We start from the raw sequence: 20668 nt of genomic DNA on the forward strand, positions 1-20668 counted from the left end.
AACAACGCGATCGGTCACGTCCCGTGGTGGCCGGAGGAACGCGGCCGGTAACGGCTGAACACTGCGGTCTCGTCGCCAAGCGGCCTCGTGCCGGTGGCGACGCCACGGTGCAGGCTGTTGACTACAGGCTGGCGATGCTGTCCTGCACCCACTTACCCCAAGCCACAGCTTCGGCGTGCGTGTTGGCGAAGTCCGGGTCCACGTAGACACATCTCACCCGGAACTTCCATTCCTTCGCGCTGAGCGCCCAGCTGCGCACCAGGTTGCGCACCGCCGCCTTCGATGCGCCGTAGATTTCCAGGCTCTGTTCGGGGCGGAGGGAGTTGGTCGGGTCCGGTGTGGCAGTCAGATAGGAAAGCCCAGTCGCGACCGCTTCGACATCTGTTCCGCGGCGAGCAGGTAGGCAACGGGAGAGCCCGTTCTCTGTTGCTGGCGGACTTTAAGGCGGCCCGCGATGTACGGGACGACGGTGAGAGCGACTGCCCCGGCTCCCATAGCCGGGTGTCCTCCGGAAAGGGCCAGGGTGCCCAGCGCCGTGCCGGAGACAGCCCCAAGGTCCACCTTCAAGCTCAACGTGCTCAGCGTCGACTCGACACCGAATGCGCGCAGCCCACGGCGTAGTTCGTCCAGTTGCGGTTTGGTGATCCGCTCGTAGAGCGTCTGCAGGTGGGCTTGGGCCACTTCGGCGTTTTCGACACCGGCGATCTGTTCGAGTTCGGTTGCCAGAGAATCGATGTGCGCGTGAAAGGCCGCGAGCTCGGGCGCGCACCTTTGCCGGAAGGCCACCAGCCGGGACACGGGCACGGCGGCGATCCTCTCGGGTCGGATCACCGCGCGGAGCGAGAGATGGGCGTAAGCGGCCCGGGTGTCCTGCAGGGCTGGGGTGACAGGCAGGTTGAGCAGATCGGCGAGGCGGTCGAGGGCGCCCACCGCATGGTGCATCCGCGGGTCGTCGGTCACGGGTGACAGTGCGTTGTGACGGGCGACGGTGTCGGCCAGGGCGGTGAGGTAGACGGTGCCCAGCCTGGGTTGGAGGCCGATCCATGGATCGTGCCTGTCGACTTGGACGGCCAGGCCGACCTCGATCAGTTGGTGCCGCAACAGGTAGGACATCTTGGTGCCGGTTCCGCCGCAGTAGATCCACAGCAGGGCCGGATGGTGCCCGGTCTCTGTCATCCGTTGGCTGAGCGGCGGGAACAGGTCCTCAGAGACACCCAGCGTGAGATCCGACGCTCCTAAGCGCGAAGCGTTCAGCTCCCAGACCAAGTTCTCGTGCCCGAGGAGTTCGAAGAAGGCGTCGGCCACTGTCTCCAGATCGCGCCTGCTCGGAGTGACTTCCTGCAGCAGATCACTCTCCCCGCGGATCTCCCGGACCACCTCGCTGTCGCGATCATCGACCGTGCGAGGACGGAGCCTGACGATCCTCTCCCACGACAGCAGCGAGAGCTTGAGCCAGTCAGTGTCCTGGAAGTGCATCCACGGGTAGTACAGAGCGATCGATGCCATTTCCCCTCCGGCTGCTCAACACGCCTTCCGATGTTCAGTCTGGCTCACATTCACGGCGGAAGGGTCGGTCACCAGACTTCGGTGAGAACACTCAAGGTTCGCTGCGATAGAACAAGCACCCCCGCAGGGCGCCGACCTGGAGTGGCCGACCTTCACCGCCCGCCCTGCCCGGGTCGGTATTCACCTCTTAAGAGGTGCAAATCCGGTCACTGCCTGCCACGTTGATTCGGGGGGGAAGACGCCGGTCGGGGAGGCGGAGGCCCCGTGGCCGATCCGTGGGATGTGGACGGGGCGATCGATGAGAACGTCGACTTCGTCATCGGCGGCCGATTCCTCGGCTATCTCACGTCAGCGGCGGGCCCCGCGAGCAAGGCGTCGCCCAGTCTGGTACGCCGGTAGACGACGGCGCGGCCCGTCCGGGTGCCCTCGACCAGACCGGACTTCCGGAGCACGGACAGATGGTCGCCGACTGTGCCAAGGCTCATGCGCAGGGCGCGGGTGAGCTGCGTGGTGGTAATCGGTCCGTCCATGGTGGTGAGGATCAGAGCCCTGGACCGGCCGATCAGCGGGATCAGGTGAGTGGCGGCCGGATGGTATGAGGCAGCCGCCGGCCACAGGGCGGCAGCACCATCGGCCGGGTAGACCACGGCGTTACGCCAGGGTTCGTCCAGGCAAACCCAGAGGGCGTCGAACACGTTGGGCAGGTACAGGATGCCGCCCCTCCGGAGGGCCCGTCTCTCGTACGGCATGCCGGAGACCTCGATGACGGCACCGGAGACCTGGGTGCGCCATCGGACCGTGGGTGCCAGCTCGCTGAGCACTCCGTCCCAGCCCTCGGTGATCAGCTTGTCGGCGCGGTGGGCGAGGTCGCGCTGCAAGATGGTGCGCATCCGGTCCCAGTCCGGGGCCACGAACTCCTCCCAGGCCAGGCTGAGGGCGTGTGTGAAGCGGGCCATGGGGTCGGGCGAGTCGAAGATGCGGGCCACCTCGTCGGGCAGCTCGCGTCCTTCGAGGACCCGCTCCACTTCCTGACGGGCTTGCGCCACTGGTGTCTCCCGCACCGCAGCCAGGTCCTGCGGGAACGTCGACGTGCTGCCCTGAGGAGGCGGGGCGATGAAGTCCGGGTTGTAGCCGCGAGCACGGAGGACGGATATCAGAGTCTCCAGGTCGGGCTCGGCTTCACACATCGCGTGCAGACGCCCCCGATTGCGGTCCACCCATGGGCGCGCAGTCCACGAGGAAATGCGACCGGACAGGACCAGCAGAGCCGCCACGACCTGAGTGATCGGGGATATCGCGAAACGACTGGCCCCGAGGTCACCAGCCCCCACCTCGATACGCAGTGTCACATCGCGACCTTTCGTTGGTGAGCGAAACGCTAGTGGTCGCCACCCCTGCGTAGCCAAGGTGCTATCTCCCAGCCATGAGGGAACCGCCACCGTGCCGTCCCCCTGTCCTAGGAGAAGCACCATGCTCGTCAGGGACGACACCAAGCCCCCGGGATACCGGGAGGTGTTCCGGGAGCGGGACTTCCGGGCACTGTGGGCGGCGCACGCGCTGCTCAATCTGGGCGAGGTCATGAAGGCCCTCGCCTTGTCCGCGCTCGTCTACAGTCGCAGCGGCTCCCCACTGCTGTCCGGCATCGCCTACGTGGCGGGGTTGCTGCCACAGGTGTTGGGCAGCGCCGCCCTGCTCTCTTTGGCAGACCGGCTCTCGCCCCGGCTGACGATGGCCGGATGGGACGTGGCCCGGGCAGTCGGAGCGTTGGTGCTGGCTCTCGACGTGCTGCCGGTGCCTGGGGTGCTGGCTCTGAGCATGTTGTACGGCCTGTTCGACCCTGTACCCGCAGCCATGAAGACGGCCCTGCTCCCGGAACTCACGGGCGACCGTGGGTTCGTGCCGGCACAGTCCCTGATGAACATCACGGTCGGCGCCGCACAGATCACTGGCTTCGCCGTCGGCGGCAGTCTGCTCGCGCTGTTCGGTCCAGTCGGCACGCTCTGGGTGGTCTGTGGCGGAGCCCTGCTGTCCGCCGTGTTACTCCGTCTTGGTCTGCGGATCCGTCCGCCGCGGGGGACGGACAGTGCTGCAATCACCCCAGCACGAGCCCTTGCCACGACATGGTCGGTCAACCGGATGCTGTGGGCGGACCTCCGGGTGCGCCGCCTGCTGCTGGCGCTGTGCCTGCCCGCATGCTGGATCGTCGGCGCGGAGGCACTCATGATCTCGTATGCGGACGAGATCGGCAGCCCTCGGGCCGTCAGCGCGCTACTCGCCGCCGCTGCGGTCGGCATGCTGATCGGTGACATCCTGGTCGGCCGTTTCGCCACCCAACGCCAGCGCAACCGCTGGGCGCTACCGCTGTCCGTGCTGCTGGGAGCCCCGTACCTATTCTTCGCCGCGCAGCCGGGTATCGCCGTGGCCACTGGACTGGCGGCGCTGGCCAGTGTCGGATTCGGCTACAGCCTCTGCCTTCAAGGTCCGTTCATGAGCGCGGTCCCCGTCGAGTCACGTGGCCAGGCCTTCGGGCTGGCAACCTCCGGCCTGATGTCCTGCCAGGGAATCGCCGCCGGCCTGACCGGGGTGGTCGCCGAGACGGTGCAGCCGTCGGTGGGTGTCGCCATGGCGGCGGTGGCCTCCCTGCTCTGCACGGCGCTGCTGGGCCGAGTGCTCAGATCGAGGTCTTGACAACAAGGGGATCCGGGCTATCCAGTTCCTCCCGGTCGCCCAGGTACCTCAGCGCCTTGTGCCGTGCCCGCTCCCGCACCGATGAAGTCGACCCGGCAGATGTCTTCCGCCGCCAACCGCGACGTCCACCTGCTGAGCTGGAAAAGCTACGCCGCAGGCCAGCAGGGACTTGCCTAGCGCTACTACCTCGAGTCGCGCCCCCTTTTCTCAGCTCGGCCTCCGGCGGGGCCGGAGCATGGCACGGTGATCGACATCGACGAAAACGGGCGTCTTCCTCAGCCTGGACGTCGTCCTCCTCACCACCGTCAGCGAGCATGACAGCGAGGCGTATCCCGATGCTGGTATAGCGAGTGAGGGTGGAGTCGACCGTAGCGCGGCCAAGCTGCGGCTCTTGGCGCCTACGGGTCGGTGCATCCTCGGCCCCTGGGGGGCCTACGGTGCCCGACGGGGCTGACCGGTGATGAGGCGACCGCGGCTTGGGGTGTCCAGAGCAGCGTGGCTGGGGCCGGAAGGGGCTGAGCGAGGCACACGTGACGGGTGATGCGTCGGCTGCAGGCATGTTGTGGCGTGCTTTCGTCGGCTGATGACGGGATGGGTCGGGGAGGTTCTTCTCGTCGACTGCTCGGAGCAACTGCGGGAGCGTGCGCGCCCAGGAGCGCGTACTAAGCGAGACAGGGCGCGACCGGTTGCCCCCGGGCATGGTGCGTGGGGTAAGCGGCACAGGTGACGGCGTGTCCTTTAGTAAGAGAGGGCGCCGGCCTCAGATGCCTTGTGAGCTGCAAGGATGTCCGCTGCATGCGGATCTGACGATCTGGCACCCAGCTCTGAGCATCACCCACGCAGTGCTCAGGATCGGGGCAGCAAGCTTCCAGAACTGTGATGCTCCTGCTGTGAGGACCGTAAGCACGCCTGCAGGATCTGATCAGATTGACGTCAAGTACATCAGCAGGCGCTGCCTTGGAGCGGAGCAGTTGCGGAACAGCATCGACGCCGGGTCGAGCAACACGCCCCGCAGGCGCACTTCATGAACTCTGTGCTCATGTACGCTAAGTTGATCTGGTCGGCCCTGAGGGTCGCTGCTCATTGACGTTGAGGACATGCCCAGCCACGGAGGGCCCGATTGGGAGCAGTACGCAAACTGGTCGATGCCGACACGGGCGAGGCCATCCCCTACGCGCCCTATGCCTTCTCGGGCGAACACATCCAGGTCGACAAAGCCAGAGTCGCAGCAATCTCTGAGAGCAGGGACTTCACCCCGAGCCAGAAGTTCATGGTGCTCTGGTGGATCGGGGTCTCACCCGCGGGTATGGAGCCCCTGAGGGCGACCGGTGCGGACATCGCCAAGAAGGTCGGAATGACTGCCGATGCCGTTGGCAAGATCAACAGGAAACTGCTCAAACGACGCATCCTGATCGAGCGCGGACGTATCGGCAACTACAGGCTCTACCGGATCAGCCCCTACATCGCATTCCACGGGACCGGCATCGAACAACGGGAAGCGATCAAAACGTGCAACCCGCCGGACATCCCCGGCTTCGACAACACGATCCCTTCGCGGTGGGAGGCCCAGTGAACAATGACGACAAGCGTAAGCTCCTGGACATTCTCCAGCGAAGCGCCGGCATGACCGCCAACCAGCGCCTGGTCGTCATGCTTTACGCGATGCACCCCACCCACCGCGGCGGTGCCGTCATCGAGACCGGCGCCAACCTCGCTAAGCTCGTCGGCATGTCCCCGACGGTCTTCTCCCGCACCCGGCGCCAAGTCGTAGAGGCGGGGTGGCTGGAGGAAACCGAGCGGCTCGCGCATATCAGCTACTACCGGCTCAGCCCGAAGTGCACTGGCGAAGAGGTCGTCGTCCCGCTGCGCCGCGCCACCTGAGACTGCTTATGGAACAGCTCATGTACGTGAGGTCGATGAGTACCGATCCGGGGATCGGTACTCATCGACCTCACGTACATGAGTCCCGAGATACTGGACGCCGGACACAACAGGGCGCGAGCAGGTATGCAGAAGGCCCCCGGCGGCGCTCGTCGTACGAGCAGCCGCCGGGGGCTTTCGTCTGCGCGGCGGCAGGAGAGCAGGAAGTTGTTCTGCCACTCCAGTGACGGCATCGGCAGCAAGACGCTCTCGGCGAGTGCCTTCACCGAAAGCGTCTTCAGCGCCGCGAGGCTGGTGTCGAACCAGTCCTGGGTAGGGCTGGAGCCCCGCTCCCGGTACTCGCCGGCCTGCACCAGGCACTCCAGCTTGTCGGCCTCACGGGCGACGACCGCCTCCCTGCGTCTGGCCAGCCTCGCACTCGTCGACCGCGCCCTGCACGCCCGCGCGGACCGCCGCGTGGCGTTGGCGACCTGGTCCGCGATCACCTCCTGGTTCGGCGCGGCTTTGATGTACTTCCGACCGATGTGCGGGAAGTCCCCTTGCGGCAGCGGGTCACCACCGCCTCCGCGAGCGGTCCCGGTTCAGCTCCACCCCGCAGGGCTCAACCGCCAGCCACTCGGCGAGCTGGGCCTGGTCGTCCGCGGTGCACTCACGGAAGCCGGATCTCCATGCGGTGCCGCTTGATCGCCCGTCGCGACCAGTCGTACACGGCCCACTCCTCCGCGGCCACCTTCACTTGCTGGGCGACGTACGACACCGCCAACGTCGGGATCTCTGCGGCGTCCTCCGGGAACCGGGCCTCCACCCGTCTGGGAGACCCAGCATTTCCGCTGCCCGAGCCTCTCACCGACCTGATGCGGGCCTACTCCAGTCCCGCCAGCAACTGCCCTACGCCAGCAGCAGGAGCTCACAGTGGCTCTTCCCCGGCCGCCAGCCCGGACAACCGATGAACCCAGTCAGCCTTCCAGTTCACCTACGGGAGATCCGAGTCCCTTCGCGCGGCAGGACCTCCGCAATCCGACAACTCGTCCTCCAAGCCCCGGCGACCGTCATCGCGAAGGACTCGGCTACCACGACAAAACCACCACCCGCCGCCTCGCCACCGAAGCCGGCGGAACCCGGAGCCGATACCCGCCCGGCGACCACACACGGTGAACCACGACGACGCTCTCACTCAGGGAGCGAAAAGCCCAGCTCCCGCAGGCGGGGCAAGCACACTGCGAGGCATTGCTCCACCGACGCAGCATCGCTTCGCACAAGGACGTCCTCACGCAACGGGGCCCCATTGGCGACCAAGGTCCAAGGCTTGCGCCTCTCTGCCATCCGCTCGGCGTCGGCCTTGAACAGCACCGTCACGCCCTGTTCAGCCAGCGCTTCCATGATCGCGATGACGTCCACCGGCAGTCTGCCCCCTCCCCGAAGCGCTTTCGGTCGCGCCACCGGACGAACATACCTACTCCAAGCCAGACCCTGGACATCGCCCTCATCCCCCAACGTGATCAATCGCGGCGACCCGAGCTGGAATACGCGTCACCTCAACATGCGAGCCCACCAGCCGAGAACAGCGGCTGTCGCCGGGTCATACGCCGCCGCCGGGCTCCGGGCGGTCTGTGCGGCATCGGCCACCTCACGGCCGACCGTCTGAGCGGGTCCCAGGTCGGTACTCACTTACGTCCTCTCGGCGGAAGGGGACGCCGGATGTCGCCCGGCTGCGGCAGACAGCATCCGGCCATGGTGCTGTCGCAGGGCGTCGGGCCGAACGGACGTCATTCGCCGCTGCCCGGACGGGTGCTACGGATGGCATGCGCGCCCAAGCTGCTCAGATAGGTGTCCTTCAGGGTCCCGAGGTCGTGCATCACCTTCGCGACCGTCGCCGCCAGCAGTCCGCCCAGTCCCAGGCAGATGCTGACCAGGACATACCAGGCGAGCCATCGGGCGGGGCCGTGCCCGTCGATGGCCGCCCACAGGAAGATCAGGACCAGGGCGGAGCCCATCAGCACGGCCGCCGCCAGCCAGATGAGGAGAATAGTCACCCCCAGCGTGACGCCGTTCCTGGTCTCAGGCGCCAGGACCTCGTCGGTCTGGGGCAGCGGGATGCCGGACCGGGCGGCGGCGAGCTGGGCATCGGCCATGCTCTGGGCCTGCTTCACGGAGCGCTCCATCTCGAGGAACCCGAGGGTGAGCAGCAGGGCAAGGGCGGCCGAGGTCATGGCCGCGAAGTCGTCCGACATGCGCAGCTGGTCGTCGTCGCCCACGGCGAAGGCCACCGAGATGCCGACGCACAGCGCGAACACCCCCGCCATGACCCACCACCGAGCCCGGAGTGCGCGCTTCAGCAGATTCAGGAGCGGCCCGTGCCTTCTGCGCAGTTCGCTGATCGGCAGCGTTCGGCTTCCTGTCCGGCGCCGTGGGGACGTGTCCGTCATCGGGGCTCCCCGGGGACTGGGCGGGAGGTGCGGTTGGTGTCCTCGCGCGTCTCGCCGGAGTCGAAGATGTCGGCGCCCGGGTGCGGGCCGAGGATTTCGGCCCGCGTTGCGAACGCGTCCTCGACGGCCGGGCGCTGGGCGCCGGTCAGCTCCGGGCTCGGCCGGGCTGAATGCACCACGGTCCAGCCGGAGGGGATCTCGTGGTGGAATCCGGCGGTCCCAATCCGGGCCGTGGGGCGGCCGTCGTTGGGCCAAAACAGGTTGACGGTCACGGTCTCCATCATGGCCTACCCGTCGGCCAAGCTGGTCCACGAGGCGGTCGATGCTGCGCGCGGCGAGCTCGGCGCGGCCGACACCGGCGGCGACGGCCTCCGCATGGCACAGGGCGGTGCGCAGCCGGGCGGCGAGGTCGCAGGCCAGTTCGGTGCGTCCCCAGTCGAGGGCGGGCGGGCGGCCCGGTCCGCGCCGGCGTCGAGGGCGAGCAGGTCGGCCATCCGTTCCAGCGCGGCCGACACAGCCCACGCCGTCTCGGCGAGCGGGTCGGGCTCCGGGCCGAGCACGCCGGGGTGATGACGCTCTTGCTGAGCGCGGTGAGCTCGTCCATCCCCTCGGCGGTCAGGTCAGTGGCCAGTACTGCGGGGTGTGCGAGTCCGGGACGTCCTTGTCGGTGGGCTCGATGCCGCGGGCGCGCAGGTCGGTGTAGGCGGTGTCGCGGGTGCCTCGGCCGCCCGGGCGAGCGCGGCGACGTTGCGGTGCCCGGACCACCAGGCGGCGGCCATCAGGTCGGCGCGGGCGGGCAGCCGGTCGCGCCGTTCCGCCCAGCCGCGAAGCAGGGCGGCCAACTCCGCAGATACGCCGACGGTCATCGCCTCGGCCGGGTCACGGGGGGCGCTCCCTCATACTCGGGCACTCCTCGTCTCTTCCTCCCAGGAGCGTCGACCGATTGTCCCCTAACGCTAGTGACGAGCGATTCGACATGTCGAGTGGTTCGACCAACCTCGTCCGATGTCCGAGGCAAGATGCGTCGTTCCATCGATTCACCCGATTATGTGCACAATTCTGGCCGGATGCGCCGGAGTCTAGACGGAGCGGTGTCCGGCGGGCACACTCGCCGTGGAGAACCCGGAGAATCGGGTAAGAATCTGACGGAAGGCTCCAGTGAAAATCACCATTGAGGGGGCGAGCGAGGAGTTCGCCGAGAAGGTGCTCCTCCTCGCCGCGCAGGAGGGCGCGGAACTGACCGTCGCCACCGTCGACGTCGGCTGGACCGTCGAACGCGCCGAACGCTACCTCCGTTCTCTCCCCACCGGCGCCCGCCGGTTCGCCGAGATGGTCGTGGTCGACGGCGACGGCTACATCGACGCCGACCAGTTGCGCCAGGTGCTAGGCAAGCTCAACGGGCCGACCGTCGCGCTGTCCCGCGCGATGCCTCGCGGCGTACGCGAGGGCTGGTGGCCGGAGAGCACCAGCGCCCCCATCAGCCCGGTGTGGGACCCGGACAACCCGAGTTGGCATAAGAACATCGCCTACCAGATGGCCAAGGAGAACGTGCCCGTCTTCCGGGCCGCCATCGCTCGCATGGCTATCACCAAAGGCGCCGCCCAGTCCCTGGGGCTCACCTCCACGGGCCCGGAGAAGGCGGCAGGCGCCGGGAGCATCGTTACCGCCCCAGGCGTCAACCGCATTGACCTGGACGGCGGTTCACACCCGGCCGCCGACAACCGGCTGGGGGAGTAGCGGTGCCCTCCGGATGCCGTCCGACGAGGAAACCGCACCGCAACCCACACACACCCACCAGTCCTGCGCAGTCAACACCCTCCTCCCAGGATGCGACGTTCTCGACCGAACGCCAGACTTCACCCTCGCCGACGACGTCTACAACCGGCCCGACGGCACCATCGCCACCGGACGACCCGCTGGACGCTGTGCCGTCTGAGGCAGGTTCGAGAACCAGACCACACTAGACGAACCATAAACGCGCAGGTCAGAGAGACCCTTCCTGGGGCGAGCTGATCGGCCGCACGGAAAACTGGGTCTACAAGGCAGAGGACGAGCAGATCCCGATCGACAAGCTCTCGCTGCTCTTCGATTTGGCAAGAGTCCTGCGCTGCTCCCTTGAAGACATCACGGGCGGGTTCCTGTCCGGCGTCGGCGCGGGCTTGGACACAGAGCACGAGCACGTTCCCGAGATCCGCAGCGCGTTGTCTCTGCCCTCATCCCTGCTCGCTACCGCAGTCGGCTCGGTGTCCGTCGAGGACTTCGAGGAGGACGTCGCCGACGCGTGGAAGGTGTACGAAACCCAGCCGAAGGGCCGATATCAGGACGTGGGCGCCCTCCTCCCCTTGCTCCTTCGGCAGGGTCATGCGGCCCTGCGCGATGCGTCCGGCCCTGACGAACGGATGGCGCTGCGCCACCTAGTCAGCCTGTACGGGCTCCATCAAATCTGGCTTCGTCGCGTGGGAGAGCCGACCCTCGCTCGCATTGCCGCCGACCGCGGGCTGTCGCTGGCCGACACCACTGGTGACCCGCCCTCATCGCGGGCCGTGATCGACGGCTCGCATGTCAGAGCCCTCAAAGGTGGCTCACACCGGACCTTCGCCGGTCGACCGGGCCCGTCCCAGCAGCAAGCACCACCTGATCGTCGACCGGCACGGAACCCCCCTCACTGTCTCTTTGACCAGCGGAAACCGTCATGACGTCACCCAGCTCATGCCCCTGCTGGACGCGATACCCCGCATACGTGGGGTCCGCGGGCGGCCGCGTCACCGGCCGGGCCGGCTGTTCGCCGACCGCGGCTGCGACTACGACAAGTACCGCCGCATTTCTCCGGACCCGCGGCATCACACCAAAGATCGCCCGCAAAGGCACATCCCACGGCTCCGGCCTGGGCAAGACCCGCTGGGTCGTCGAGCGCACCTTCGCATGGCTGCACCCGTTCAAGCAGCTTCGGAACCGCTACGAGATACGAGCCGATCTCCACCTCGCACTGCTCCAACTCGCCTGCAACATCATCTGCTTGAGACGACTCCGCACCTCATTCTGAAACGATCAGTTAGAGGTCGTTTTCTCCCGTTGTTTCATCCCGTGAGCCAGCGCACAATGCCAGCGCCGGCCACTGAACCTGGTGCCTTCCCCATCACACCGCCAGCGGCACCCGCCGTTCCGGCCGCCATTGCTCACAGTGGACAGAGCAGTTCTTTAACCTTGGGCTGGGCCCCTGCCGCTTGGCCCGCTCAAGGGCCAGTGGCAGAGTAAGCCGGATGATCGGACGCCTGTACACCGTTGTCATAGACTGTCCCGACCCGGATGAACTCGCCGGTTTCTACGAGAAGCTGCTGTCGCTCTCCCGGCAGGCGGACACCGACGACTTCGTCGTGCTCCAGAGCGCGGCGGGCGCCCCGGTGGTCGCCTTCCAGCGGGTGGAGGGTTTTCGCGCGCCGCGGTGGACAGATTCCGCGCGTCCTCAGCAAATGCACATCGACGTAATGGTCACGGACCTCGATACGGCTGAGGCCCAGGTGCTCGCCCTCGGTGCGACGCTTCTGGATGGTTCGGACAAGCCAATCGGCTACCGCGTCTACGAGGATCCCGTCGGCCATCCCTTCTGCTTGATCACTCCCGAGGGAGCCTGACCCTGCCGTTAGGGTCCGGCATCGAAAATGACTCGACCTGGGTCGCTGGCCTGGGCATTCTCCGGCGCTGAGGCGGCCTTCGTCTGATCATGTGCTCCGACCAAGGTGCACCGATCAGAACGAAGGCCGTGAGGATAAGTCTCCTGCCTGAAGCCGTTCCTGGGGAAGCGTTCGCGAAAGCGTCATGCTTCCGGGACGAGTTGTACGCGTGTCTGACCGTTCCGGGCGACGAGCTGTTCGAGCTGGCGGACGCGGTGCTGTGTACGCCGGGTGCGGTGCACTCGGCAGTCGAGGTCACGCTCCTGCCAGAGCATCGACGTGGGCACGGAGCGATATACGCCGGCCTGAACCAGGAACGCATCAGGGCGTCGACTGCGGTCACGGCTTGCCGGCCTGCCGCCGCCCCGGGTTCCCCGACCGGCGCCTGGTCCTGGCCGTCGACGTATCACCGTGGTTGCGGTTGGACGCTCCGTGCTCGCCGGACCGGCTGTTTTGCCACGTCTACGGGCGGGCGAAGACGGCCTCGCAGTTCTCCCAGGCTGGCCGTACTCGTTCGTCGCCGTGCTGGAGATGGGCGTCACGTCCTGGACGTAGGTCCTGGGCACGGTCCGACTCGGTCCGGCCGACGACGCCACTGCGGTGACTGCAACCCAACTCCGGCGGGACGTCGAACGATTGGTCGCGGCAGGCCAGGGGACGCCGGGCGAGCCCGACATCGTCATCGTGACCGACGCTGGCTATGACGTCACCCGCCTGGCGGGAATTCTGCGGGACGTGCCCGTCGAGCTGGTAGGGCGCGTCCGCGGTGACCGCGTGACGCGGCTGGCGAAACTGCCACGGGCTCACTCCCCGAAGGGGGTCGGCCGCCGAAGCACGGGCCGGAACTCCACTTGGCCAAGCCCGAGACCTGGCTCGAGCCCTCCGTCACCACCCGCACGGCCACGGCGAACTACGGCAAGGCCGTCACACAGGCATGGGACCGGGTACATCCGCGGTTGACCCACCGGGCCGCCTGGCTGGAACACGAGGGCGGACTCCCGATACATCAGAGCACGTTGATCCGGCTGAAAGTCGAGCACCTGTCGAAGGACCGGGCGGCCCCTGCCGTGTGCTTGTGGTCCTCCAAGAACGGCGTCGACGGTGCGGACGTCGACCGGGCCTGGCAGGCGGTCCTGCGCAGGTTCGACCTGGAGCACACGTTCCGCCTGTTCAAGCAGACCCTCGGCTGGACCCGCCCCAACCTTCGGGAGTCGGAGGCAGCGGACCGGTGGACGTGGCTGATCATCGCCGCCTATACCCAGCTCCGGCTCGCCCGCCCGCTCACCCGCGACCTGCGGCACCCCTGGGAGAGGCCGGCGGCACCGCACCGGCTCACACCCGCCCGGGTCCAGCTGACGTTTGGGAACCTCCGTCAGCACCTGCCCTGCCCCGCCAGAGCACGGAAACCCCACCGGCCCGGACCCGGACGACCACCCGGCACCCCGAACAGACACCAGGCACCCCGCTATGACGTGGGCAAACCGCCTGCCGGGAGAAGACCCTCTTCGCCCTACAACGGCTGGCAGGTTGCAGAACAAGCTGAGGTCGTGTTGCGATACCCCGCCCGATTCAACCGTCGACTGTTGGCCGAAGTGCGGTTGTGGACTCTGCCTGTGTCAGCTCGGTTCGCTCCAGAACAGGGGTACCGGCGGGTCGATGCGGTCTGCGCGGTGGCCCGCAAGGCGACGAGTGGTGATTACGACGTAATCATTCGCGCAGCGAGGAGGGGGCGGGTAGCCGAGGTGCCGCCTGGTCCGCGTGCCACCAATGCCCGAAATTTTCTATTCTGGCCTCTTATGCCTCATACGTGGAAACTACTTGAGTGGCTGTGGGCACGGGGGAGTCAGTGGTCGGTGATTACGGCGTAATCGCCCATCATCAGAGCTGACGCAACAACAAGTCGTGCAAACTAACGTGTCAATGCAGCGAATGATCATGAACGTTAGTATGGTGTCATCATGAGTTCACCCGCCTCCTCCAGCGACCGAGAAAAGGTCGTCTCCAAACTGCCGGGCTGGCTCCGGCAAAGCCTCAAGGTCAGAGCCGCCCAGCACGGCGTTGAGATCCAGGCCGCAGTCGAACAAGGCATCAGGGACTGGTGCGGCCTGGCCTCCGCCGTCGCAACCATCGACACCGCCGGCGCCGACTCCTTCTCCACCTTCCTGCCTTCCGGGCAGTGGGAGGAGTTCCGGCAGATCACAACCGACCGACGGGTCTCACTGATTCAAGGACTTGCCCAGTCCGTCCAGCTGTGGCTTGACGCCAACCCCGCCCCGGAAGTCGAACGGCCGGAGATCACCCGGCGCATCGTCGTCTGCAACCAGAAAGGCGGTGTTGGCAAGACGGCGATCACTGCAGGACTCGGGGAGGCCCTGGCTGAGGACTCCGACGCCCTGCACCCTGTACGTGTGGCAAAGGCACTCACCAAAGCCTTGAGGGAGAGTCAAGCGCACTCGGGTGAAGCACCGGCGGCAGACGACCCGCTCGACATCGAAAGCCTTCCCGGCCCGGGCCTGAAGGTGCTGCTCGTCGACTTCGATCCACAGTGCCACCTCACCAACCAGCTGGGAGCCACGCCGCTCCCCATGAGCGGTGACAGCCTCACCAACCACATGGCGGGGGACGCCAAGGGCGACCTCCGCGACCTCATCGTCTCCATTGACGACGACAATTTCGGTGGCCGGCTCCATCTCCTGCCCGCTTGCAATGACGCCTTCCTGCTCGACGTACGTCTGTCCGCAGTACGCGCCCGAGAAGCCGCTCTCGAGCGCGCTCTCGCTCCCCTGGAAACCGATTACGACGTAATCATCGTCGACTGCCCACCCAGCCTGGGCCTGAGCATGGACGCCGCCGCCTACTACGGCCGGCGCCGTGATGGTGAGAAGCCTGGCCAGTCCGGCGCCCTGATCGTCGTCCAGGCCGAGGACAGCTCCGCAGACGCCTACGAGCTACTCACCACCCAGGTCGACGACCTTCGCGGCGATCTCCAAATCGACATCGACTACCTCGGCATCGTCGTCAACCTCTACGACTCCCGCCGCGGCTACATCGCCACCTCGTCGCTGCAGGGGTGGGTCGACATAAAGGATCCACGGGTCGTCGGCCTCATTGGCGACCTCAAGGAACAGAAGGAAGCCGTCCGAGTCAAGAAGCCCCTGCTGTCCTACGCGCCAAAATCGCAGCAGGCCGTCGGCATGCGGGCTCTGGCCAGGGAGGTCTTGTGAGCAAGGCTGACCAACTGGGCAGCGGTCGTTTCGGCGGGGGAGTGCGCCCGGTCAGCGCACGCCGCCAGGCCGTGGCCGCTGCCACCGGGGTCCCCACCGAAGGCATTGCAGTCCCCACGGAACTTCCCGTCCACCGCATCAGCCCCAACCCCGACAACCCACGCTCGACTCTTGGAGACCTGACCGACCTTGCCGGCAGCCTGAAGACCCATGGACAGAAGCAGGCGATCACAGTCATGAACCGTGACGCCTACGTGAAAGCCAACCCGGGCCAGGAATCCGCCCTTGAGCCGGACACGACCTACGTCGTGGTCGACGGCAGCAGTCGCCTCGCCGCCGCTCGCGAAGCAGGACTTGCCACTCTCAAGGTGATGGTCAGCGACGACATGGGAGCCACCTCCGAGGAACTCCTCGAGTCCGCCCTCGTCGCCAACATCCACCGGCAAAACCTCGACGAGATCGACGAAGCCCGCGCTCTGCAACGGCTGCTGGCCATTCACGGAAGTCAGCGAGCCCTGGCCAAGCGCCTCCACCGCTCACAGGGCTGGGTGTCTCAACGCCTCGCCCTGCTCAATCTGACTCCCGAACTGCAGGCCCGCATCGGCGAAGAGCCCATCGACCTACTGCGCGCCGTCGGCAATAAGCCGGCCGACCAGCAGGCGGCAGCCTTGGAGGAGTTGAAGGCGGAACGGACCCGACGGGAGGAAGAGAAGACCCGCACAGCCAAGGTCCAGCACCAGCAGACTGCCGATAGACACCCAGGCAGCACAGAGAACAATCGCGGTGGTGATTACGACGTAATCACCACCGTCCCCCACAGCAGTACGCACGACGAGGACGCCTCTGACAGCAGCAAGCGGGCTGTGAAGCCTTCCTCAGCACCGGAGGAACTAGCCCCCGCCGAGGCACCTCCGGGTCCTACATCACCGACCCTAAGAGACGAGGCGTCTGCCAACGAAGCAGGGCAGGACCCGCCAACTGTTCCCTTCCAGGCCACAGCCCCCGATGTGACGGCTGGTGCAGGGGGCCGGCAGCCGAAGAAGTTCCCTTACGACAACGGCGCGGACGCGGCGTACTTCCTCATCCACAAAATGGCGCCAGAGGAGTTCGACAAGATGCTAAACCTGCTCATCAAGCACAGGAACGGCCAGGCCGAACGGGTCGGTTGATCTCATGCCTCGTGAACTCGTGAACACGGCGCAGCGTGAGATACCTACGTCCGGAACAGCCCGGGACGACACCCATAGCAGCCCTCCACACGGGCACAACCAGCGCTGGCAGTGCAACGCAAGCTGACTGGGTCGCCCGAGCCCCCTACCGAACGGATCGGTGGGGGGCTCGCGTGCGTGGTGCTGCCGCTGCGTTGAACACCTGGGAGTGAGACTGCCCCGTCCGCCTGCGTGCGCCGGGTGGTGCGGCCGAAGGAGGGCCGGAATCCGCGAGCCCGTCGGCCTGCGTGATCGACGCGCAAAGGATCACCGGCCGAAAGCGGAGCATCGTGACCGACCGGCCTCCTGCTCACGATGCTGGCCACCGCGGCCAGTGTCTAGGACTCCGTGGCCGGCACCCAGCTGCTCGAGCAGGTCGCTGCGACCACCCCGGCATCCGCCAGGTCTGGGGCGACGCGGGGTACCGCAAGCACTTTGCCGAACATGCTGCCCCCTCGGCATCGACCTGGAGATTACCGCCCGCAACCTCGGGACCAGGGGCTTCACCCCGATTTCGAAACGGTGGGCAGCCGAGCGGGCCCAGGGATGGCTCATGCTCAGCCGCCGCCTGGCCCGCGACTACGAGGTCCTGCCCGCCCGCTCCGAAGCCATGATTCACCTGATGGGGACCGACCTCATGGCCCGCCGTCTCACGCGCGAAGCCACCATCTCCTGGCGTGGCCCGAAGAGCACGACCTCCCACAGATCGACTGAGACGGTTACGTCCCAGGCACCTCCGGTGACCCCTTCATACCAGTCATCGGGGACACCGACGGCTGGCGAATTGGCGGACACGCGGACGACACGTCCTACTCCTCGTACTTCGACAGCAACTCAAGCGGATCTACGACGCCAGCGGCTGCCGAGACGAAGCTGACCGGATCGTCTTCGCTGTCAGAGGCTACGGGTGATCAGGTGCTCGCCGTCCCGGGCGGACACGATGAGGTTCCACGCTCTGGCGTTGTCGCCATCGTCGCCGTCCCACCAGGTCACGAACGTGTCGGCCAACTCCTTCACTTCGGCTTTCGCGCTCGTACCGGAGCAGTTGGTGGCGACTTCGACGTCGTAATCCTGTTGCCCGAGGTGGACGAGGACCACCTGACTGGCATGCCACGCGGGCTGCTTCGTTCCGTGCGCAGCGGCCCAGGAGCGGAACCGGGCCAGAAGGTCCGGATCCGGTTCGCGGCGTGTCACCCGTCCGGTCGGCGGATGTCGATCCGCTTTCCGTCCCACGGCCTGCTTGCAGCCCAACACCCAAGCCCCGCGGTCCCTCTCCACGACGTCCTGCGGCTCAGCCTTGAGTGACCGGCGGACGCACCCTCCCCACACCACCTCGCGGATCGCGGCGCCCTTTCCACCATCATTGAAGAGCTGTTTGCCTTCACGCCATCCGGCGTCGTACGCCGCTTCGTAGCCACGTTCGGCGGTGGTACGGGACGCAGGCGATTTCGGCGTGGTGCTGCCGCCGCTGCCGCAGGACACGGTGACCAGGCAGAGCAAAGCTGCCGCGAAACTGGGCCTGAGCGGCCGTGTTTGTACGGGTGCGTGCATGCCCCGTCTCCCCTCTCGATGCCGTGACTGTCCAGCTGGTTAGAGCGGTGCAATGATCCTTTGGTTGAACCGCTTGAACCGCTTGAACTCTTCGGCCGTCGCGATCGGTGCGTTGCAGGCAGAACGCCGAAACACGGTTGACGGCCGGCCGGTCGTCTACTGGCGGCCGGGCTGCGATTACTGCCTGCCACTGTGGGTCCCGTTGGGCCGCAGCGCCTACCAAGTGCTTCCGGTCAACATTTGACGTGACTCGGCTAGCGTGGCAACGGTGAGGGCAGCCAATGAAGGCGATGAGCCCATGCCGACTGTCGTCATGCTGGGTCAGCCACACACCAACATGGGAGCGCGAACAACTCTCCCCTTCCGCGTGATCAGGAGCGGTGTGCTACCGGCGAGGCGGACACGGGCCCGACAGATCGTCAATCGGGTTGACGCCGTTCGCACCTCGGTTCGCACCTCCGTCCGCGCCGCACGACGCAGACGGGGTCGAAGCTCAGCGGTTGACCTCCAGGTTCATGTTCGTCAGAGCGAGCAGGGCGCGCAGGAGGTGGGTGGCGCGGGCGGGGTCGGTGTGGAGTTCGGCGAGGGTCCGCCAGTTCTTGAGGTGGGCGACGCCGTGTTCGACCGGTGCGCGTCCGGTGACGCGGACCCATTTGGCGGCTTTCTGGCCGGGCGTGAGCTTGTGGGACGCGGGTAGCTGTGAGGCCGGTGACGACCACGGGGGTGAGTACGTCGTTATCTATAGGCCGCGGAAACCGAGGTCCGCCAGGGCGCCGAGGCCGGCGGCACGCACATGGGCGAGGTGTGGTGAACCGCAGCGTTGTTTATGCGCGTGTGGCGGGAGCGCCGGGAAGCCCAGGCGTGACCGCCTCGGACCACACGACCCATAGGGTCCGTCTTCAAAAGTGGATCATCTGATGAGAGATCATGTCGCGTGTGGTGCGTCGGCATGAGCTTTCGGATGCGGAGTGGGAGGTGCTGTCCCGGCTCCTCCCGCCCTGCCGGTTTTGGGCGGCCCCGGATGGATGACCGGGTGGTGTTGAACGGGATCGTGTGGAAGCTGCGGACCGGGTCGGCCTGGCGGGACGTGCCGGAGCGCTACGGCTCGTGGCAGACGCTGTACACGCGCTTCCGCAGGTGGGCCCTGGACGGGACGTTCGGTCGCATGCTGCGGGCGATCCAGGCGGAGAAGGACGCGGCCAGCGACATCGACTGGCTGGTGTCGGTCGACTCCACGATCGTGCGGGCCCACCAACACGCCGCGGGCGGCAAAAAGGGGCTGGTGATCGAGACGAAGCGGATGATCACGCCCTCGGCCAATCCCGTGGTGACTGAGCACCAAGATCAACCTCGCCTGCGACGGACGCGGCCGCCCACTCGGATTCGTTCTCACGGGCAGTAACACCAACGACTGCACTCGGTTCGAGCAGGTCATGACCGCGATCCACGTCCCTCGCACCGGTCCCGGCCGTCCCCGCACCACACCGGACCACGTGATCGCCGACAAGGGGTACAGCTCTCGCAAGATCCGTACCTACCTGCGCAGGCGCGGCATCCGCCACACGATCCCCGAACGCAAGGACCAAGCCGCCGGCCGCCGACGACGTGGATCGACCGGCGGCCGTCCGCCCGGCTTCGATAGGACCGTCTACCGTCTCCGCAACGTTGTCGAACGCTGCTTCAACCGCCTCAAGCAATGGCGCGGCCTGGCCACCCGCTACGACAAGACCCGCGAGTCCTTCCAGACCGCCGTCACCATCGCCTCAATCCTGCTCTGGATCTGAACCTTGAACACGATCTCTAGTCCCGGATCCCCAGGTCTTCCCTCATCAGTGTCCGCATCGCTACCAGGCGGGGCTCCGCCTGCTTTACCTCGACGAGTAGGTGCTCTGCAGTCTCGCCGTCACGCGCGAGCCCGCGGTCAATGCGCTTGGCCGCCGCGTCGACCCCAGCGAGCACCTTGTTGAGTTCTCGCGAGGCCTCCATGATCCGCAAGGGGACGATCATTTGGGCTGCCGCGTAGCTGTCGCGGTACTCCCTGCGAGAATCCTCAAGACGGGTACGGTCCTCCTCGGCATAGACGCCGTCGCGGATGCGGTGCAGGGCGTCCTTGAGGAGGGTGTGGAATTGCTCGGAGGCACGGTTCATGGCCGTGTATGCCTCTCGCCGCTCCTCGAAGGACCTTCTCCGGTTGGCGACTTCGCCCTCGGCGGCGCGTTCGCGGGCGTTGAAGCGTTGCGGGAGTACCGAGCCGAGAAGCGCTCCACCGAGGCCCGCCGCCGCAGTAATCGCGGTCGCTATCGCGTCTGACATGCCCGGACCCTATCGCCATCCGCACTGACGCGGCTCCGTCTAGCCGTTCGCGGCAGGGATGGGGGTGGCGGTGTGTGCTACCCGGTATCCACTTTGAAGACGGACCCTAAAGGGTGTTGCACAAGGCCGTGATCAAGCAGCCGGAAGCGAGAGGCTGGGCTTGTCGGGTCATGCGGCGAGGGCGAGGTTGTGCATGTGGG

General features: G+C 66.7%; 19 protein-coding genes and 4 pseudogenes. 12 read left to right on the forward strand and 11 right to left on the reverse strand.

Annotated elements, in window-relative coordinates; genetic code table 11:
- Positions 1 to 121: 121 nt before the first annotated feature.
- The 3 genes from ACF1BE_RS29710 to ACF1BE_RS29720 all read right to left on the reverse strand — a co-directional run bounded on the left by ACF1BE_RS29710 (position 122) and on the right by ACF1BE_RS29720 (position 2693).
- Positions 122 to 271 (reverse strand): hypothetical protein, encoded by a 150-nt coding sequence (locus ACF1BE_RS29710; protein ID WP_392202086.1) that lies wholly within the window; start codon positions 269 to 271, stop codon positions 122 to 124.
- Between the two features lie 74 nt (positions 272 to 345).
- Complete coding sequence (locus tag ACF1BE_RS29715; RefSeq protein ID WP_392202087.1) at positions 346 to 1506, reverse strand: DUF6236 family protein; 1161 nt, start codon at positions 1504 to 1506, stop codon at positions 346 to 348.
- Between the two features lie 338 nt (positions 1507 to 1844).
- Positions 1845 to 2693: a DUF5937 family protein gene (locus ACF1BE_RS29720; protein ID WP_392202088.1), complete on the reverse strand. Its 849-nt coding sequence runs from the start codon at positions 2691 to 2693 to the stop codon at positions 1845 to 1847.
- A gap of 283 nt (positions 2694 to 2976) precedes the next feature.
- Between ACF1BE_RS29720 and ACF1BE_RS29725 the strand changes: the two genes are divergently transcribed.
- The 3 genes from ACF1BE_RS29725 (at position 2977) to ACF1BE_RS29735 (ending at position 6075) form a co-directional block, all read left to right on the forward strand.
- A complete protein-coding gene (locus ACF1BE_RS29725; RefSeq protein WP_392202089.1) occupies positions 2977 to 4194 on the forward strand; it encodes an MFS transporter in 1218 nt (405 codons plus the stop codon).
- Positions 4195 to 5314: 1120 nt separating this feature from the next.
- Entirely contained in the window at positions 5315 to 5767 is a 453-nt protein-coding gene (locus ACF1BE_RS29730; RefSeq protein WP_392202090.1) for a MarR family transcriptional regulator, read from the forward strand.
- Positions 5764 to 6075, forward strand: a complete 312-nt coding sequence (locus ACF1BE_RS29735; protein ID WP_392202091.1) for a replication initiation protein, RepL2 — start codon at positions 5764 to 5766, stop codon at positions 6073 to 6075. The genes ACF1BE_RS29730 and ACF1BE_RS29735 overlap by 4 nt, the downstream gene beginning before the upstream one ends.
- Before the next feature lie 649 nt (positions 6076 to 6724).
- Here the strand turns inward: ACF1BE_RS29735 and ACF1BE_RS29740 are convergent.
- The 4 genes from ACF1BE_RS29740 to ACF1BE_RS29755 form a co-directional block, all read right to left on the reverse strand.
- Positions 6725 to 6880 (reverse strand): DUF4158 domain-containing protein, encoded by a 156-nt coding sequence (locus ACF1BE_RS29740; protein WP_392202092.1) that lies wholly within the window; start codon positions 6878 to 6880, stop codon positions 6725 to 6727.
- A gap of 365 nt (positions 6881 to 7245) precedes the next feature.
- Positions 7246 to 7473 (reverse strand): hypothetical protein, encoded by a 228-nt coding sequence (locus ACF1BE_RS29745; protein ID WP_392202093.1) that lies wholly within the window; start codon positions 7471 to 7473, stop codon positions 7246 to 7248.
- Positions 7474 to 7841: 368 nt separating this feature from the next.
- Positions 7842 to 8378, reverse strand: a complete 537-nt coding sequence (locus ACF1BE_RS29750; RefSeq protein WP_392202094.1) for a hypothetical protein — start codon at positions 8376 to 8378, stop codon at positions 7842 to 7844.
- Positions 8379 to 8497: 119 nt separating this feature from the next.
- Positions 8498 to 8773 carry a hypothetical protein gene (locus ACF1BE_RS29755; RefSeq protein WP_392202095.1) on the reverse strand — a complete coding sequence of 92 codons (276 nt, stop codon included), beginning with the start codon at positions 8771 to 8773 and terminating at the stop codon, positions 8498 to 8500.
- Between the two features lie 10 nt (positions 8774 to 8783).
- On the opposite strand from ACF1BE_RS29755, the gene ACF1BE_RS29760 reads away from it, so the two are divergent.
- Positions 8784 to 9071: a hypothetical protein gene (locus ACF1BE_RS29760; protein WP_392202096.1), complete on the forward strand. Its 288-nt coding sequence runs from the start codon at positions 8784 to 8786 to the stop codon at positions 9069 to 9071.
- A 45-nt stretch (positions 9072 to 9116) separates the two neighbouring features.
- Here the strand turns inward: ACF1BE_RS29760 and ACF1BE_RS29765 are convergent, their stop codons facing one another.
- Complete coding sequence (locus ACF1BE_RS29765) at positions 9117 to 9266, reverse strand: hypothetical protein (protein ID WP_392202097.1); 150 nt, start codon at positions 9264 to 9266, stop codon at positions 9117 to 9119.
- Between the two features lie 393 nt (positions 9267 to 9659).
- Here ACF1BE_RS29765 and ACF1BE_RS29770 point away from each other — a divergent pair, with 393 nt between their 5' ends.
- Positions 9660 to 10238 (forward strand): hypothetical protein, encoded by a 579-nt coding sequence (locus ACF1BE_RS29770; RefSeq protein ID WP_392202098.1) that lies wholly within the window; start codon positions 9660 to 9662, stop codon positions 10236 to 10238.
- A gap of 476 nt (positions 10239 to 10714) precedes the next feature.
- On the opposite strand, the gene ACF1BE_RS29775 is transcribed toward ACF1BE_RS29770, so the two are convergent.
- On the reverse strand, positions 10715 to 10915 hold the full coding sequence (locus tag ACF1BE_RS29775; RefSeq protein WP_392202107.1) for a hypothetical protein: 201 nt from the start codon (positions 10913 to 10915) through the stop codon (positions 10715 to 10717).
- 120 nt (positions 10916 to 11035) lie between these two features.
- Between ACF1BE_RS29775 and ACF1BE_RS29780 the strand changes: the two are divergent.
- The 6 genes and pseudogenes from ACF1BE_RS29780 to ACF1BE_RS29805 all read left to right on the forward strand — a co-directional run.
- Positions 11036 to 11544, forward strand: a pseudogene (locus ACF1BE_RS29780) (IS5 family transposase); the annotation flags it as partial.
- A gap of 217 nt (positions 11545 to 11761) precedes the next feature.
- The gene (locus ACF1BE_RS29785) at positions 11762 to 12133 is read left to right on the forward strand and encodes a VOC family protein (protein ID WP_392202099.1); all 372 of its coding nucleotides are present in this window, start codon (positions 11762 to 11764) and stop codon (positions 12131 to 12133) included.
- Positions 12134 to 12317: 184 nt separating this feature from the next.
- Positions 12318 to 13132 (forward strand): annotated as a pseudogene (locus ACF1BE_RS29790) (transposase).
- A gap of 998 nt (positions 13133 to 14130) precedes the next feature.
- Complete coding sequence (locus ACF1BE_RS29795) at positions 14131 to 15396, forward strand: ParA family protein (protein WP_392202100.1); 1266 nt, start codon at positions 14131 to 14133, stop codon at positions 15394 to 15396.
- Entirely contained in the window at positions 15393 to 16565 is a 1173-nt protein-coding gene (locus ACF1BE_RS29800; protein ID WP_392202101.1) for a ParB/RepB/Spo0J family partition protein, read from the forward strand. The genes ACF1BE_RS29795 and ACF1BE_RS29800 overlap by 4 nt, the downstream gene beginning before the upstream one ends.
- Positions 16566 to 16796: 231 nt before the next feature.
- Positions 16797 to 17301 (forward strand): annotated as a pseudogene (locus tag ACF1BE_RS29805) (transposase); the annotation flags it as partial.
- Between the two features lie 197 nt (positions 17302 to 17498).
- Here ACF1BE_RS29805 and ACF1BE_RS29810 read toward each other — a convergent pair.
- Complete coding sequence (locus tag ACF1BE_RS29810) at positions 17499 to 18155, reverse strand: hypothetical protein (RefSeq protein ID WP_392202102.1); 657 nt, start codon at positions 18153 to 18155, stop codon at positions 17499 to 17501.
- Positions 18156 to 19082: 927 nt separating this feature from the next.
- Between ACF1BE_RS29810 and ACF1BE_RS29815 the strand changes: the two are divergent.
- A pseudogene (locus ACF1BE_RS29815) lies at positions 19083 to 19939 on the forward strand (IS5 family transposase).
- Between the two features lie 16 nt (positions 19940 to 19955).
- On the opposite strand, the gene ACF1BE_RS29820 reads toward ACF1BE_RS29815, so the two are convergent.
- The gene (locus tag ACF1BE_RS29820) at positions 19956 to 20468 is read right to left on the reverse strand and encodes a hypothetical protein (protein ID WP_392202103.1); all 513 of its coding nucleotides are present in this window, start codon (positions 20466 to 20468) and stop codon (positions 19956 to 19958) included.
- Positions 20469 to 20668: the final 200 nt, after the last annotated feature.

This window comes from Streptomyces sp. NPDC014991 (genome assembly GCF_043080665.1).
Taxonomy (GTDB): domain Bacteria; phylum Actinomycetota; class Actinomycetes; order Streptomycetales; family Streptomycetaceae; genus Streptomyces.

Coding starts and splice junctions, on each gene's coding strand:
- ACF1BE_RS29715 (WP_392202087.1), bottom strand. CDS start 1,506: ATGGCATCGATCGCTCTGTACTACCCGTGGATGCACTTCCAGGACACT.
- ACF1BE_RS29720 (WP_392202088.1), bottom strand. CDS start 2,693: ATGTGTGAAGCCGAGCCCGACCTGGAGACTCTGATATCCGTCCTCCGT.
- ACF1BE_RS29725 (WP_392202089.1), top strand. CDS start 2,977: ATGCTCGTCAGGGACGACACCAAGCCCCCGGGATACCGGGAGGTGTTC.
- ACF1BE_RS29750 (WP_392202094.1), bottom strand. CDS start 8,378: ATGGCGGGGGTGTTCGCGCTGTGCGTCGGCATCTCGGTGGCCTTCGCC.
- ACF1BE_RS29760 (WP_392202096.1), top strand. CDS start 8,784: ATGGCCTACCCGTCGGCCAAGCTGGTCCACGAGGCGGTCGATGCTGCG.
- ACF1BE_RS29785 (WP_392202099.1), top strand. CDS start 11,762: ATGATCGGACGCCTGTACACCGTTGTCATAGACTGTCCCGACCCGGAT.
- ACF1BE_RS29795 (WP_392202100.1), top strand. CDS start 14,131: ATGAGTTCACCCGCCTCCTCCAGCGACCGAGAAAAGGTCGTCTCCAAA.
- ACF1BE_RS29810 (WP_392202102.1), bottom strand. CDS start 18,155: ATGCACGCACCCGTACAAACACGGCCGCTCAGGCCCAGTTTCGCGGCA.
- ACF1BE_RS29820 (WP_392202103.1), bottom strand. CDS start 20,468: ATGTCAGACGCGATAGCGACCGCGATTACTGCGGCGGCGGGCCTCGGT.